General features: G+C 52.0%; 12 protein-coding genes and 1 riboswitch. Of the genes, 5 read left to right on the top strand and 7 right to left on the bottom strand.

The genetic code is table 11. The features are described from left to right. Positions 1 to 372: 372 nt before the first annotated feature. Complete coding sequence (locus M662_RS19015) at positions 373 to 1875, top strand: malate:quinone oxidoreductase (protein WP_008634305.1); 1503 nt, start codon at positions 373 to 375, stop codon at positions 1873 to 1875. Positions 1876 to 2006: 131 nt separating this feature from the next. Here the strand turns inward: M662_RS19015 and M662_RS19010 are convergent, their stop codons facing one another. Together M662_RS19010 and M662_RS19005 are read right to left on the bottom strand one after the other, a co-directional pair. Next, the gene (locus M662_RS19010; RefSeq protein WP_008634303.1) at positions 2007 to 2945 is read right to left on the bottom strand and encodes a pseudouridine-5'-phosphate glycosidase; all 939 of its coding nucleotides are present in this window, start codon (positions 2943 to 2945) and stop codon (positions 2007 to 2009) included. Then, positions 2942 to 4051: a carbohydrate kinase gene (locus M662_RS19005; protein WP_035388109.1), complete on the bottom strand. Its 1110-nt coding sequence runs from the start codon at positions 4049 to 4051 to the stop codon at positions 2942 to 2944. Before M662_RS19005 ends, M662_RS19010 begins: the two co-directional genes overlap by 4 nt. A 184-nt stretch (positions 4052 to 4235) precedes the next feature. Next, positions 4236 to 4342: riboswitch (SAM riboswitch) on the top strand. Between the two features lie 83 nt (positions 4343 to 4425). On the opposite strand from M662_RS19005, the gene M662_RS19000 reads away from it, so the two are divergent. Continuing rightward, entirely contained in the window at positions 4426 to 5532 is a 1107-nt protein-coding gene (locus M662_RS19000; protein WP_026577685.1) for a 5-methyltetrahydropteroyltriglutamate--homocysteine S-methyltransferase, read from the top strand. A 98-nt stretch (positions 5533 to 5630) separates the two neighbouring features. Here M662_RS19000 and M662_RS18995 read toward each other — a convergent pair whose 3' ends face one another. The 4 genes from M662_RS18995 to ahpC form a co-directional block, all read right to left on the bottom strand. After that, positions 5631 to 6401 carry a YibE/F family protein gene (locus M662_RS18995; protein ID WP_008634297.1) on the bottom strand — a complete coding sequence of 257 codons (771 nt, stop codon included), beginning with the start codon at positions 6399 to 6401 and terminating at the stop codon, positions 5631 to 5633. Beyond that, positions 6398 to 7534, bottom strand: a complete 1137-nt coding sequence (locus M662_RS18990) for a YibE/F family protein (RefSeq protein ID WP_026577686.1) — start codon at positions 7532 to 7534, stop codon at positions 6398 to 6400. Before M662_RS18990 ends, M662_RS18995 begins: the two co-directional genes overlap by 4 nt. Positions 7535 to 7971: 437 nt before the next feature. Continuing rightward, positions 7972 to 9501: an alkyl hydroperoxide reductase subunit F gene (ahpF, locus tag M662_RS18985; RefSeq protein WP_008634295.1), complete on the bottom strand. Its 1530-nt coding sequence runs from the start codon at positions 9499 to 9501 to the stop codon at positions 7972 to 7974. Positions 9502 to 9517: 16 nt separating this feature from the next. After that, the gene (gene ahpC, locus M662_RS18980; protein ID WP_008634293.1) at positions 9518 to 10081 is read right to left on the bottom strand and encodes an alkyl hydroperoxide reductase subunit C; all 564 of its coding nucleotides are present in this window, start codon (positions 10079 to 10081) and stop codon (positions 9518 to 9520) included. A gap of 348 nt (positions 10082 to 10429) precedes the next feature. Between ahpC and M662_RS18975 the strand changes: the two genes are divergently transcribed. Continuing rightward, complete coding sequence (locus tag M662_RS18975; RefSeq protein WP_008634292.1) at positions 10430 to 12433, top strand: acyltransferase family protein; 2004 nt, start codon at positions 10430 to 10432, stop codon at positions 12431 to 12433. Between the two features lie 51 nt (positions 12434 to 12484). On the opposite strand, the gene M662_RS18970 is transcribed toward M662_RS18975, so the two are convergent. Next, positions 12485 to 12931: a MarR family winged helix-turn-helix transcriptional regulator gene (locus M662_RS18970; protein ID WP_008634291.1), complete on the bottom strand. Its 447-nt coding sequence runs from the start codon at positions 12929 to 12931 to the stop codon at positions 12485 to 12487. Positions 12932 to 13053: 122 nt separating this feature from the next. Here M662_RS18970 and M662_RS18965 point away from each other — a divergent pair, with 122 nt between their 5' ends. Together M662_RS18965 and M662_RS18960 are read left to right on the top strand one after the other, a co-directional pair. Continuing rightward, positions 13054 to 13509, top strand: coding sequence for a CBS domain-containing protein (locus M662_RS18965; RefSeq protein ID WP_026577687.1), 456 nt, complete (start codon positions 13054 to 13056; stop codon positions 13507 to 13509). A 19-nt stretch (positions 13510 to 13528) separates the two neighbouring features. Continuing rightward, positions 13529 to 14755 (top strand): MFS transporter, encoded by a 1227-nt coding sequence (locus M662_RS18960; protein ID WP_026577688.1) that lies wholly within the window; start codon positions 13529 to 13531, stop codon positions 14753 to 14755. The last annotated feature ends 332 nt before the right edge of the window (positions 14756 to 15087 follow it).

The following is a 15087-nucleotide window of genomic DNA, read 5'->3' as shown; positions in this document are numbered from 1 at the left end:
TCTTCTGATACAAAAGTAAAAATGTGAGGAGATCCGGAACCTATTTTGTCATGGTTTCAGGAAGATACATAGCACCCTTTCTATGGGAAATGGTAGCACGATTCCAATTTTCGTCCCATGTGTTTTTTGCATGCACGGGACATGCTTTCTTTTCTTACTATATCGGAGAACGTATTTTTCCTTGGTCATGTGCGGACAGACGCCTTTCCTGCCGTTTTCCGATATGAAAAATTGTATATAATTGTTAGATAATAGTGACTTTTCGGTGTATAAAGCGGTATCATAGAGACAGGGTCATTAAATGACAGGAGAGGTGCGATTTTGTGACCTCGGCATCTTTTCTGCAAATTTCATGATATAAGGATGGTTAATATGAGCAGCAGAGAAACGAAAACAGACGTGATCTTGATAGGTGCTGGCATTATGAGTGCGACCCTCGGTTCACTCTTGAAAGAATTAGCCCCAAATTGGAACATTACCGTTTTTGAGAAGCTCGGAACGCCCGGAGAAGAAAGCTCGAATGAATGGAATAATGCAGGGACTGGCCATGCGGCTTTGTGTGAGTTGAATTACACGAAGGAAAAGGCGGATGGTTCGATCGATATGACGAAGGCTGTCTCGATCAATGAACAGTTTCAGGTGTCCAAACAGTTCTGGTCTCATTTGGTGAAGACCGGCCAGTTGAAGGACCCGGAACAGTTCATCCGGCCACTGCCCCACATGAGTCTCGTCTTCGGAGGAGAGAATGTCGACTTCCTGAAGAAGCGCTATGATGCGATGTCACAAAATCCTCTTTTCAAAGGGATGGAGTATTCGGAAGATCCAGAGCAGTTGAAAGAGTGGATTCCGCTCATCATGAACGACCGCCATACTCACGGACCGGTCGCGGCGACGAAGATGGATAGCGGTACCGACGTCAACTTCGGTTCCTTGACAAGGAAGCTGTTTCAGAATCTGGAGGCCAAAGGGGTGGAAGTGCAGCATCATCACCACGTCAAGGATTTATATCGGACGAACGACGGCCGCTGGGAATTGAAGATGTACGATGATAAGAACGATAAGCTGGAAACCCGGAAGGCGGATTTCGTATTCCTCGGTGCGGGTGGTGGAAGTCTCCATCTTCTGCAGAAGTCCGGCATCCCGGAAGGCAAAGGAATCGGTGGTTTCCCTGTCGGGGGGCAGTTCCTTGTCTGCAAGAATCCGGAGATTGTCGAACAGCATGAAGCGAAGGTGTACGGCAAAGCTCCTGTAGGTGCACCGCCGATGTCGGTGCCGCACTTGGATACCCGCTATATCGGCGATCAGAAGACGCTGTTGTTCGGTCCGTTCGCAGGGTTCTCGCCGAAGTTCCTGAAGACAGGTTCATTGATGGATTTGTTCACATCGATCAAACCGGGCAACATTTTGACGATGCTTGCAGCGGGAATGAAGGAAATGGCGCTGACGAAGTATTTGATTCAGCAGGTACTCCTGTCGAAGGAGCAGCGGATGGATGCTTTACGGGAGTTCATCCCGAATGCGAAGAGCTCCGACTGGGACCTCGTCGTTGCCGGCCAGCGTGTCCAGGTAATCAAGGATACGAAGGAAGGCGGCAAAGGAACGCTCCAGTTCGGGACGGAAGTCGTGAACAGTGCGGACGGTTCGATTGCGGCTTTGCTCGGGGCATCCCCGGGGGCGTCGACAGCCGTGCACGTCATGATCGATGTGCTGAACCGCTGCTTCCCTGACCATATCGATCAATGGAAGCCGAAGCTCGCCAAGATGATTCCATCCTACGGCGTATCGCTCGTCGATCACCCGCGGATGATCCAGGATATCCACCGTACGACAGATGAGGCGCTTGGTCTGGCAAAAAAGGAACTGATCTTTAGTTAGGGGTGTATAGAAAGAAGAAAAAATAAGAAGCATATCGTTTTCCAAAAGCAGTCGCCGATCGGGTCGGAGAAGGGGAAAGGTACCCCCTTTTCCCGCCGGCGGATGGAAACAAAGCTTCTTCCTGGACAAGCCTATCGCTGATAGGCTTTTTTCTTTTGTTCATAAAAAGCGACGGCTGCAGCGGCTCCGAGTCCGGCATTCGCTTTGATAAGTTCGATGTTAGCGGCGAGGCTTCTGCCTTCGGTGGCGCGGTTGACGTGATCCAGCAGGAACGGTGTGACGTCCTTGCCTGTGATGCTCTGCTGCTTCGCTTCAACGAGCGCCGCTTCGATAACGCCCGTCACGTAGGACGCATCAAGGGCGTGACCGGAAGGGATCGGGTTGGCGATGACGGCTCCTCCTTGAAGACCGAGCTCCCATTTCGTATGAAGGATGCGCCCGATTTCCTCTGCGTCATCGACGCGGAAATGGACGGCAAACTCGGATGTGCGCGTGAAGAAGGCAGGAAGGGAGTCGGTCTGATACCCCATCACTGGTACTCCTTTCGTTTCCAGATACTCGAGGGTCAGGCCGAGGTCGAGGATCGATTTCGCACCGGCACAGATGACTGCGACGTTCGTCCTGGCGAGCTCCTCCAGGTCTGCCGATATGTCCATCGTCGTTTCGGCCCCGCGGTGGACGCCGCCGATGCCGCCGGTCACGAACAGGCGGATGCCGGCGAGGTCGGCACAAATCATCGTTGCGGCTACCGTCGTCGCACCGGAGCGGCCGGTCGCAAGCAGATACGGGAGGTCTTTACGGGAAGCTTTGGTGATATCATCCCTTGAGGCGAGCGCTGTCAATTCTTCCGCTGTCAGTCCGATTTTGATCCGGCCGTCAAGGATGGCGATCGTCGCCGGGACGGCTCCGTTATCCCGGATGATCCGCTCGACTTCCTTCGCCGTTTCGATGTTTTCAGGATACGGCATACCGTGGGAGATGATGGTGGATTCGAGGGCGACGACAGGCTTTCCTGTTTCCAAAGCTTCGTTCACTTCTTGTGATAGGGAGAGATAGGGATTGAGATTCATAGGAACTCCTCCTGTTTTTTTAATAGATGGGTCGTCAAATCGGAATGGACGGTCGCTGTCGTCTGGACGCAGAGGGCGGCGCTCTTCAGTCCGGCATGGACGGCTTCGGACAGTGGACTGCCGTCGAGCCAGGCGTGCAGCACAGCAGCGGAGAATGCATCTCCGGCGCCGGTGACGTCTACGGTCGTGTCGAGGGCAGGGGCGGGATAGTGGCGGATGCTGCCGCCGCTTTCCCCGACCATGACACCCCGCTTGCCCCACGTCACCGTGACATAGCGGACACCGCAGGCGAGCCAGTGTTCAACGGCGTCTTTCCACTGGGCTTCGTTTTGAATGGGAATGTCGAAGTGTGCGGCGCTTTCTTCGACGTTCGTCATCAGCCACGTCAGGCCGCTGATATCCGAGGGCAGCCGCTTCATTTTCAGTATCGAGACGGTGATGAAGGCGACCGGCGTGTGGTCGGCGGCTGCTTCCTTAAGCAGGAAGGCGAGCGTCTCCTGCGGGCAGTTCAAATCGGCGATGACGCATTCGGCCTGCTTCCATTTCTTCTCGTGACGACGGATCTCCTCCGGAAGAACAGCGTCGTAAATAGCCATATCGGCGAAGGCCATCGTCATTTCTCCATGCTCGTCGAGGACAGCGGTGTACGTGCCTGTGTTCCGGTCCGGCAGATGGAGGACGCCGTCCATTATGATATACTCGGCAGAGGCGCGGGCGATGATTTCCCAGTCGGCATCTCTGCCGGCAGCAGTGATGAGTGTCGGCCGGTTTCCGAGGCGCCCGAGGTTTTCTGCGATGTTTCTGGCGACGCCGCCGGCGCTTGCGGTCGACCGCACCGGATTCGATGTCTTATAGTCGAAGCGCTCCAGGCAGTGATACTTGCGGTCGACGTTGGCGGCACCGATGCAGAGGACAGGACGGGAATGATTCAGGACATAGGCGCGGCCGAGCAGAATGTTTTTCTGTACAAGCTGGGAGATGACGTTGGCGACGGTGGACCGGGACAAGGCGAGGATTTGGGAGAGGTCGTGTTGGGAAATATACGGGTTATTTGCAATCTGTTCATAGACCTGACGTTCGCGGTCGGTCAGTTTGTTTGGTAACATAGACAGCCCTCCGGACAAATGTTTGATTCATGGAACATATGTCTAAAGTAGCTGAATTGGAAAAAGCTAGCAATAAAATAGAGACAGGTCGTACGTCCGACTTATCGACAAAATTTTCCGACAACAGGTTGCCAATCGTTTGAGAATTGCTGTATAGTGGGGCTAACAACTTCATAGATAAACGTTCTTATCGAGAAAGGTGGAGGGACTGGCCCTTTGAAGCCTTAGCAGCAGACTCCTGACGGGTGGTACTGTGCTAATTCCAGAAGCGTACGTGCTTGCAGATGAGAAGAGGTTAGATACGCAGGTAATCCGCTCTTCTTATGGTGAGAAGTGTGGATTTTTTTAATTTCAACGGAAGAAGGATGATAGAGATGACGAATTCAACCATCAAACGAGCTCCATTCAAAGGCGATCATGTCGGGAGCTTCCTGAGACCCGAGCGTTTGAAGGAAGCGCGCCGGCAGAAAGCGGAGGGGACGATTTCCCAAGAAGAGCTGCGCCGGATCGAAGACGAAGAGATAACGAAGCTTGTCGCGAAACAGAAAGAGGCAGGACTTCCTGCCGTGACAGACGGGGATTTCCGTCGCAGCTGGTGGCACTTCGATTTCCTTGAAGGACTCGATGGAGTGGAAGGCTACGACAAGGAGAAGGGACTTCCGTTCGACGGGGTGGAGACGAAGGCGCGCGGTGTCAAAGTGACTGGAAAGGTCGGGTTCACGGATCATCCGGCCATCAGGGACTTCCGTTTCCTGAAAGAGATCGCCGGCGATTCCGTCGCAAAGCTGACGATTCCGAGCCCCAACATGCTCCTATTCCGTGCCGACATCGACAGGGAGATCTACCCGACGGATGAAGCGCTGCTCGCGGATTTGGTGGATGCGTACCAAGGATTCATTCAGCGGATTTACGAAGAAGGGTGCCGCTACCTGCAGCTCGATGATACCGCCTGGGCAAGCTTTTTCTCGGAAAAAGGCAGAGAAGCGATTGCTGCGGAAGGCCGCGATCCGGAACGTGCCGCTACCCTGTGTGCCCGTTCGATCAACGAATCGATCGCAGAGCGTCCGGAAGACCTGTTGATCACGATGCACATCTGCCGCGGAAACTTCCGTTCGACCTTCATGACGACAGGGAGCTATGAAGCGCTGTCGGAGACGATCTTCGACGGTTTGGACGTCGATGGCCTGTTCCTGGAATTCGATGATGAACGCTCCGGCGGCTTCGAACCGCTCCGTCACGTCAACCGCCCGGATCTGTCGGTCGTCCTCGGCCTGATTACATCGAAGACCGGCGAACTGGAAGACCCGGACCGGATCAAAGCCCGGATCTTAGAGGCATCCGACTATGTGCCGATGTCCCAGCTCTGTCTCAGCCCGCAGTGCGGGTTCGCTTCGACGGAAGAGGGGAATGTGATTTCAGAGGAAGCACAGTGGGCGAAGATCCGCCACGTGCTTGAAATTGCAGAGGAAGTTTGGAGATAGATAGTATAGAAAAAGCGTCCGGCTTACGAGCCGGACGCTTTTTTGTTTGGAGAGCGGGCTCCGGTAAATGGGGACGCCCCGTCCTCTTCTAAGGGCTATTATTCAGCAGCCATCGCCTTCTTCCGCACCGCGAAAAAGGAATGGATGGCCGCTGCGACCGGGATGATGAGCGCAATGCCGATGCCGGCACAAAAGATCGCAATCATCTCTTCACTGAACACTTTGGAATTGACGATTTCGCCCAGCGAATAGTCCAAATCCTTGAACCAGATAAGCAGGGCAAGGTAGCCGCCGAAGAAGGCGAAGAACAGCGTGTTCGTATCCGTTCCGAGGATGTCGCGGCCGACGTTCATGCCGGAGACGAACAAGTCCTTCCTTGAGATCTCCGGATGGTGGTGCTGCACCTCACTCATCGATGACGTGATGGAAATCGCCACTTCCGTGATGGCGCCGATCGTCCCGATGATGATGACGGAGGCGGCGATTTTCACGAAATCAAGCCCGATGTATAACGAGTAGGGCGCGAGGCTGTCGGAATCTTCTTCACTGAACCCTTGGATCATTGACATATCTGTAATCAAATGGATGCCGACGAGCAAAATGGCGATCGTGACCATCGTAGCGAGAAACGCGGTGCCCGTCTTCAAATTCCAGTCGTTCACGTAAATCAGGTTGACGTAGCTGATGACCGCACAGGCGATGATGGTCACGATGATCGGATTGATGTGCGGATCGAGCATGAAAAACAGCGCGACGATGAGAATGACGAAGTTGAAGAATAACGAAGCGAACGATCGCACTCCTTTTTTTCCTCCGACGAGGACCATCAATAGGAATAATATGGCGGTTAAGGCGACTAGTACATTCATGATCTCTTCCTCTTTGCGTTAATGATGAACAGTGTAGTGTAGACACTGATCGGGATTGTCAGGACAATGCCAATGCCGCCGACAAGCGCCCGGGCTATTTCAAGCGACAGATTCATGGACAGCGTGAAGCCGAGCGGCGATGTATTCTTCAAGTAGAGAAGAATCGACGGGATCGAGCCGGCCGCATAGACGAAGAACAAGATGCTCGTCAGGGTCCCCATGACGTCCTTTCCGATGTCCATACCGGATTTCCACAATGCCTTTCCTGTGATGGCGGCATCCTTCTCATAGAGTCCGAACAGTGACGAAGCGATCGTGATCGATACGTCCATCACGGCACCAAGCGAGCCGATGAACAGCCCGGCCATGAATACTTCCCTGTACGGACGGGTCAAATACTGCATTTCCTCATAGCGGAGGCCGTTCCCCTGCAGGGCCTGGATGACGAAATAGGCGATCGCTAAAGAAACGGAAATGCCGATCAGCGTAGATAGAATGGCAGCATACGTCTTCTGATTGAATCCGTTTAAGAAAAGGAGTGAACCGATGCTGAACAAAATGACGAGCCCGCTGCAGATAAAGAGCAGGGTACCGTCGGAATTGGCGATATAAAGATCGAGCGCGAAGTACATCAAGGCTGCGTTGACGACGAGGCTGACAATCGAGAGTGCGCCGCGCTTTCTGCCGACAATCAGCAGTAGAAAAAGGAAGACCCAGGCGGCAGCGAGGACGTATTTGTCACGCTTTGCATCGATGATCGCACCGGTCAGTCCATCTTCCTGCAGCGAATCTTCATCGATGGAAACAAACACTTCATTCCCTTCCTCGTACTTTTGGTCGTATGCTTCCGAAGAAGAGTATTCGTTGCTCATGTCGATTTTTTTACCCTTATAGGGTCCGTTCAATATTTCCCCGGAAATGGTTTGTGTAGAAATGGTGTCTTTATTGTCGTGGATGTCTGTAACATTCTCCGTATCGACCGTCTTCGTATCGGTCACTTCTGCAATCGTGCGGCCGTAAAGTCCGGCATTATGGTTGACGAATACCATCGAAGCGATGCAGGTGATGGCGAGCAGGGTGATGACGATCCATTGGCGGTGGGTGATACGGGTAAGTATCTTTCCTGCCTTCATGTTTGAATAAGCCTCCATGCCAACCGTCCGGCGGTGCGGACAGTGGAAAACTGGGCTCTTGAAAGAGTCCGCTGAATAACGCGCTTATCATAGCAGATAACTCCCTCACCGTCAAAACTCTCCGTAGGTTAACTATATTTGCTTTAGCCACTTAAGTTTCCCGACAGCCTGTTAAGTTCTGACTTCGAAAAGAGGAAGTGATTTTCAGGTAGAGAGCGGGCTCCGGGGAATAGAGCGCTTTCCGGGGTCTTACCTGTGCCACCATTCCCACAGGAGTCTGCTCTATTCCCCTCCACCCTTTACCATACACGCCTTTCCTTTGATTTATTGATGCAGCCTGATTCATATTTCAAAGGGGGGAAGGCTTTACCTGTTCCTTAGATTTTCGCGGCAGACTAAAAAAGCCCTGTCTTCGAAAAGACAGGGCTTAAATTCCATCAGTTACGGATCAGGTGGTCGAACGCACCCAAGGCTGCATTCGCTCCATCTCCCATGGAAATGATGATTTGGTTGTACGGGCTGTCGGTACAGTCGCCGGCTGCGAACAGGCCGGGTACGCTCGTTGCGCCGCGTTTATCGACGACGATTTCGCCTGTGCGTGTTCGATCGACGAAGTCACCGAGCCACTCGGTATTCGGTACGAGACCGATTTGGACGAAGACACCATCAAGCTCGACATGCTTCTCTTCTTCGGTTTCACGATCGATGTACGTGAGACCATTCACATTATCAGAGCCGGTGATTTCCGTCGTCTGTGCATTTGTAAGGACGGTTACGTTCGGAAGGCTGTGCAGGCGTTCCTGCAGCACTTCATCCGCACGCAGTTCCGCGCCGAATTCGAGGACCGTGACGTGTTTCACGATACCGGCAAGGTCGATCGCCGCCTCGACACCGGAGTTTCCGCCGCCGATGACTGCTACGTCTTTGCCTTCGAACAACGGGCCGTCACAGTGTGGACAGTAAGCGACACCTTTGTTCTTGAATTCTTCTTCTCCCGGTACGCCGAGCTGACGCCAGCGGGCACCTGTGGAGATGATGACGGTTTTACTCTTCAGTACGCCGCCGTTCTCAAGCTCAAGTTCGAACAGATCGTTCTTCTCAAGCGAGCGGGCCTGCTGAAGGTTCATGACGTCGACCTCATAGTCCTTCACGTGTTCTTCCAGACTTGCAGCCAGTTTCGGGCCTTCGGTCTTCTTCACACTGATGAAGTTCTCGATGCTCATCGTATCCTGTACCTGTCCTCCGAAGCGTTCGGCAACGATTCCAGTACGTATTCCTTTACGGGCGGTATAAATCGCTGCAGATGCTCCTGCAGGGCCGCCGCCGACGACAAGGACTTCATACGGATCTTTGTTGTTGAACTCATCCGGGTCCGGACCGTCTCCGATCTGACTGACGATCTCTTCCAGGCTCATGCGTCCGCCGCCGAAGAATTCGCCGTTCAGATATACGGAAGGTACAGCCATGACGTTGTTGCTTTCTGCTTCTTCTTTAAAAGCGGCACCATCGATCATCGTGTGGGTGATGTTCGGATTGACGACACTCATCAAGTTAAGCGCTTGGACAACATCTGGACAATTATGGCATGTCAGGCTGACATACGTTTCGAAATGGTACGTTCCATTGATGTTTCTGATTTGTTCAAGGACGTTTTCGTCAGCTTTGGGAGCTCTTCCGCTCACTTGCAGCAAGGCAAGGACGAGGGAAGTGAATTCGTGTCCCAAAGGTACGCCGGCGAATGTGATGCCTGTTTCTTCGCCCGGACGGTTGACGCTGAAGCTTGGGGTGCGCTTCAGTTGTGCTGTTTCTGCAGTGATCCGAGGAGACATGGATACCAGCTCTTCTGTAAGAGCCAGCATCTCTTTCGATGTGTCATCCTCGCCTGCACTGATCTTCAGCACGACGTCCCCTTCCATCATCTGGAGGTACTGGTCTAGTTGTGCTTTGATTTGTGCATCAAGTGCCATAAGTCACTGTCACTCCTTAGATTTTACCTACTAGATCAAGGCTAGGTGTAAGTGTTTCAGATCCTTCTTCCCATTTAGCAGGGCATACTTCACCTGGGTTGTTGCGTACATATTGAGCTGCTTTGATTTTGTTTACAAGCGTGCTAGCGTCACGGCCGATTCCGCCTGCGTTCACTTCTACAGTTTGAACAACGCCGTCTGGATCGATGATGAACGTTCCGCGATCTGCAAGACCGGACTCTTCATCAAGGACGTCGAAGCCGCGGGTAATCGTCTGGGAAGGATCCCCGATCATGGTATAAGTGATTTTACCGATTTTTTCAGAGCTGTCGTGCCAGCCTTTGTGTACGAAGTGCGTATCAGTGGATACAGAGTAAACTTCTGCACCAAGTGCTTTAAGATCTTCGTATTGGTTCTGAAGGTCTTCCAATTCTGTAGGGCATACGAAAGAGAAGTCTGCAGGATAGAAGCAGACAACGCTCCATTGACCTTTGAATGTTTCGTTGCTTACGTCTACGAATTCACCGTTTTTGAATGCTTTTGCTTCGAATGGTTGTACTTCTTTACCGATTAGAGACATAGTTGAATTCCTCCTGAGTTATGGTTTTCTGCTTCAAAAAGCAGTAATTTATAATAATTCTAATACGACACCTATTATTAAATAAAACTCCATGTTTGTCAACCGCTGCGATAAATTGTCACATTTACGGATGTGTTACTAGTATATCCAATTTCATCGGATGAGAAACGGGCCGGTTAATTCTCAATCATTAGCATTCTATTGAAAAAGGGAATAGTTCGAATTGTAATTCATTTGTTAAATTATTGGAAATTGGTCAAAAAATTAGGGAAAACTGTTATGCTTAACGTATCTATACTGAATGATGCTGCAGCAATGCGTCGTTGATTACTTGGGGGTTTTGATAGTATGAAAGATTTAAGAGCGCCGGAAAAGCGGTTCCGGCCCGAAATTGAAGGTGTGCGGGCGGTCGCTGCACTTCTCGTCGCTATCTACCATATATGGCTCGGTTCCGTTTCCGGAGGGGTCGACGTCTTCTTCATCGTATCCGGATACTTGATCACCACTTCGCTGTTATCACGGATGGTAAGGGAAGGGAGCCTGAACGTCAAGGAATATGTCCTTGGTCTTGCAAGGCGGCTGTTCCCGGTTGCCTTCACGGTTCTGTTCACGGTGATCGTGCTTTCGTTCATCGTGATGCCGCAGGCGCAGTGGAAGCAGATCATTGCGGAAGGGTTCTCGTCCGCTTTCTACTTCCAGAACTGGCAGCTTGCCTTCAGTTCGGTTGATTATTTGGCTCAGAACAACCTTGCCAGCCCGTTCCAGCATTTCTGGGCGCTGTCGCTGCAAGGGCAGTTCTATATTACGTGGCCGTTTGTCATTATGCTCGCCTATTATTTAGCACGTAAAGTATTGAAGACGCCGGTGAGAAAGACGCTTCTCGGCGTGCTGCTCGTCTTGTTCACCTGTTCCATCGCGTATTCGATTTACAAGACGGCAGTCAATCAGCCGTGGGCCTATTTTGATACGTTTGCGAGAGCGTGGGAGTTCAGCCTCGGCGGTATTCTGTCCTTGCTGCTTCCTTATTTAAAATTCAAACGAGGAATCAGCATCGTCATGGGGTGGGTCGGCCTTGCCATCGTCGTCTTCACAGGGATGGTTGTTCCCGTTTCGACGATGTTCCCGGGCTACATCGCTCTCCTGCCGACAATGGGGGTCATCTTCGTCATCGTTTCTGCGGAGAACGGAGGACGCTTCGGTGTCGACAAACTGCTCGGATCGAAGCCGTTCCTGAAATTCGGCGGGATTTCGTATGGATTTTATCTGTGGCATTTTCCGCTGCTTATTTTGTATTACTCCTACTTCAATACCGATACGATCTCCACAGGGGCTGGAATCATCGTTCTTGCCATTACGGTCGTTCTTGCCTACGTCTCTGTGAATTATATTGAAAAGCCGATCCGGAAGCTGAACGTACGGACGGCGAAACGAAGAATTGTTCTCGCACTCAGCTTCTTCATCATCCCGACGCTTGCTCTCAATACGGCTTGGGACCTTTACAGCAGTCAAGTGAAGGGATCGGCCTATGTCGTAGAAGACTACCCGGGTGCAAGAGCGGTTATGGGGGATATCGAGCCTGCTGACGATAAAGGTCCATATCCGACGCCGATCGAAGTCCAGGAGAACCTGCCGTCTTTTTATGAAGATGACAGCTGCTTCACGTACACGAATGAAGAAGGGCTTGAATATTGCTCCAAAGGGGAGACGGAAAATCCGGATTATACGGTCGCCCTTGTCGGTGGTTCCCATTCCGGACACTGGTTCCCGGCGCTTGAGGAATTGTCGAAAGACTTTAACCTGCAGATCGATGTTTATAATAAAGATGCCTGCCGGTTCTCTGCCGACGATTTCAACGGCAAGTTGAATGAGACGTGTGTGGAATGGAATGAAGATTTGCTTGCGAAACTGTTGGAAGAGCCGCCGGACCTTGTCGTCACGACAGCGACGGTCGGTGCCGGAGACAAAGTTCCGGACGGGTATAAAGAACAGTGGCGGAAACTCGAAGGTATTACGGAAGTTTTCGCCATCCGGGATAATCCTCGTATGGAAGAGGATCCGCTCATCTGCCTCGAACAGAATGATTCTGTCGATGACTGTTCGGTACCGCGCAGGGAAGCGCTGGCGGACGTCGTACCGTGGGAAAATACAGAAGACCTGCCTGGGAACGTGACCTATGCTGATTTGTCGGATTACTTCTGTGAGGAAGACAGCTGTAAGCCGGTTATCGGCAACGTGTACGTGTACCGGGATGAACACCATATCGGAACGCTTTATTCGAAGACGCTCGCTGTCGGATTGAGGGAACCGCTCGAGGAAGCACTGACGAAAGTCGATGAAAACCAAGCTTCCTGAGAACAAATAGAAGCCAGGCACGGGAGAGACCCATGCCTGGCTTTTTTTCGGCTATAAGTTGAGCCGTTTATTGATCGTTTCATTGTATTTCTTCAATAGTCTTCCGAACGTTTCCTGTTCTTCGTCCGTCCAGTCAGAAAGCACGCGGGACAAACGCTCAAACCGGCGCTGTTTATTGCCCTCCAGTTCTTCGGAACCGAGCTTTGTAATCCGGTAGAAGTAGGCGCGCCCATCGTTTGGATTCGGTATCTTCTCTACATACCCTTTGGCAACAAGAGCCGCCGCCTGCCTGCTGATCGTCGAAACGTCCAGATGCAGGTCTTCCGAAAGGGCTTTCACTCCGGCCGGACCATAAGTAGTCAGCTGACGGAGCAGAATATATGCCGAACGTTCCAGACTGTCGTCCTGTTTCTCTGTCAATACGATCCGGCGGATGAAGTCTGTGACTTGTCGTTCGATCACTTCTACGGATCTGTCACTCAATCCTGCCACCTCCATTAATCCTTTTCCTCCTTTTATCATAACATAGTTGAACGCATTGTCTTGACATAAGAACTTTTATAGTTGTATTATACAAGTAATTGTTTGTATCATGCAACTAAATGGGAGAGGGAGATACCATGCAGGCACAAGATATGATGATGCATGACGTGCATCGCGTAAATCACACGGATTCGATTCGGACCGTTCTTGCCAAGTTGATTCATGAGGAGATCAGCGGGATGCCGGTGACGGATCGATCTGGAAACATCGTCGCCTATATCAGTGAGGAAGACATCATGCGTTATATAGGGAAGCACAAAGACTTCTTCGTCGATTCTTTGTACACAGTAGCGGTCATACCCGGAGATCGTCATCCGTTCGATGAGCGGATTGAAGAGGTCCTCGACTTGAACGTTATGGAGCTTGCGGATGATTCCGTTCTTACGGCGTCGGTGGAGACAGCAGGGGAGGAAGTCGCCGCCCTGCTCGGGAAAGACGAGGTCAAAAAGCTTCCGGTTGAAGAGGACGGCAGACTCGTCGGGATCATCAGCCGCGGTGATGTGATCCGCCACATCTTCCATTCGAAATTATAAGGAAAGGGGACATGTTATTATGTCTACACAAACAAACCAGGTCCCACCGGTGACTATTGCCGAGGAACCTGGAATTTTACATCAGCCGAAATCGGTGTGGGCGGTCTTTTTCGCCTGTATCATCGCTTTCATGGGACTGGGTCTTGTCGATCCGATCCTGCCTGCCATAGCCGAGCAGCTGGATGCAGAACCAAGTCAGGTTACGCTCTTATTCACTAGTTATAATGCCGTCATGGCCGTTGCGATGCTCGTCACGGGGTTCATCACTTCGAGAATCGGAATGAAGAAGACGCTTCTTGCAGGGATCGTCATTATCGCGATCTTCTCCGCCCTTGGTGGTCTTTCCAACGGAATCTGGGAGCTTGTCTTCCTGCGCGGAGGCTGGGGACTCGGTAACGCCCTGTTCGTTGCCACAGCTCTAACAGCGATCGTCACGTTGTCCAACAGCGGAAACGCAAAAGCGATCATCCTGTATGAAGCAGCCATCGGTCTCGGCATTTCCGTCGGTCCACTCCTTGGAGGTTGGCTTGGAGCGATGTCATGGAGAGGACCGTTCCTTGGGGTTGCGACGCTTATGGTCATTGCTTTCATCGGTCTGACGACGCTCATGCCAAAAGCGAAGCCGGCAGCAGGCGTTGCTAAGAAAAAAACATCGCTCGGCGATCCGTTCCGTGCATTGAAGCACCGTTCTCTCTTGGTGCTCGGAATTACGGCCGCCTTGTATAACTTCGGGTTCTTTACGCTGCTCGCCTATTCCCCGTTCGTTCTCGGACTGGATGAACACGGACTCGGATTCGTCTTCCTCGGTTGGGGAATTCTGCTTGCCGTCACATCCGTCTTCACTGCTCCGAAGCTGCAAAAATGGTTCGGAACCGTGAAGTCGATGTGCCTGATGCTCGTCGTCTTCGGTCTTGTTCTCCTTGCTATGGGAGCTTGGACATCTACACAATGGGTCGTCATCGCTGCGGTCATCTTCGCTGGTGCGCTGCTCGGTAATAACAATACGCTCATTACGACAGCGGTCATGAACGCAAGCCCTGTCGAACGCTCGACGGCTTCTGCGGCCTACAGCTTCCTGCGCTTTTTGGGTGGTGCGCTGGCACCGTTCCTTGCGGGTAAACTGGCGGAAGTATATAACTCAAGCGTACCGTTCTATGTGGCGGGGGTTGTCGTGCTGGTATCTGTGCTGTTTGTCGCTGTAAACGCGAAGCACGTCCATCACGTCGATGAAGCAGAAGGCCATTAATCACATGCGAAAAGAGGCACCGGATCCGGTGTCTCTTTTTTATTGAAAAAGATTGGAGAAGAGGGCGGACTCCGGGGAATGGAGCGCTTTCCGCGGGGGGCCGGTGAGCCTCCTCATCGCGTTGCTCTTCCGGGGTCTCACCTGAGCCACTTCTCCCGCAGGAGTCTGCTCCATTCCCCTCCGTCCTTTGCCTGACATGGCCCTTCATTATCAAATACAGATAAGGACCGGCCCAATAATCCGCTGTTATTCGATATCAATGGCTAAAGTTAGGTGTTGGTGAAAAGAAGATAAATCAAATTGAAAAAAGGCACTGGGAACGATCCCAGTGC

This window comes from Bacillus sp. SB49 (assembly GCF_000469135.2).
Classification (GTDB): domain Bacteria; phylum Bacillota; class Bacilli; order Bacillales; family Halobacillaceae; genus Halobacillus.
The sequence above is the reverse complement of the archived record's forward strand: the minus strand, read 5'-3'. Positions and strand labels throughout refer to the sequence as shown.

Bases quoted from the DNA above. Each gene is read 5' to 3' on its own strand.
- M662_RS19015 (WP_008634305.1), top strand. From the start codon at position 373: ATGAGCAGCAGAGAAACGAAAACAGACGTGATCTTGATAGGTGCTGGC.
- M662_RS19010 (WP_008634303.1), bottom strand. From the start codon at position 2,945: ATGAATCTCAATCCCTATCTCTCCCTATCACAAGAAGTGAACGAAGCT.
- M662_RS19005 (WP_035388109.1), bottom strand. From the start codon at position 4,051: ATGTTACCAAACAAACTGACCGACCGCGAACGTCAGGTCTATGAACAG.
- M662_RS19000 (WP_026577685.1), top strand. From the start codon at position 4,426: ATGACGAATTCAACCATCAAACGAGCTCCATTCAAAGGCGATCATGTC.
- M662_RS18995 (WP_008634297.1), bottom strand. From the start codon at position 6,401: ATGAATGTACTAGTCGCCTTAACCGCCATATTATTCCTATTGATGGTC.
- M662_RS18990 (WP_026577686.1), bottom strand. From the start codon at position 7,534: ATGAAGGCAGGAAAGATACTTACCCGTATCACCCACCGCCAATGGATC.
- ahpF (WP_008634295.1), bottom strand. From the start codon at position 9,501: ATGGCACTTGATGCACAAATCAAAGCACAACTAGACCAGTACCTCCAG.
- ahpC (WP_008634293.1), bottom strand. From the start codon at position 10,081: ATGTCTCTAATCGGTAAAGAAGTACAACCATTCGAAGCAAAAGCATTC.
- M662_RS18975 (WP_008634292.1), top strand. From the start codon at position 10,430: ATGAAAGATTTAAGAGCGCCGGAAAAGCGGTTCCGGCCCGAAATTGAA.
- M662_RS18970 (WP_008634291.1), bottom strand. From the start codon at position 12,931: ATGGAGGTGGCAGGATTGAGTGACAGATCCGTAGAAGTGATCGAACGA.
- M662_RS18965 (WP_026577687.1), top strand. From the start codon at position 13,054: ATGCAGGCACAAGATATGATGATGCATGACGTGCATCGCGTAAATCAC.
- M662_RS18960 (WP_026577688.1), top strand. From the start codon at position 13,529: ATGTCTACACAAACAAACCAGGTCCCACCGGTGACTATTGCCGAGGAA.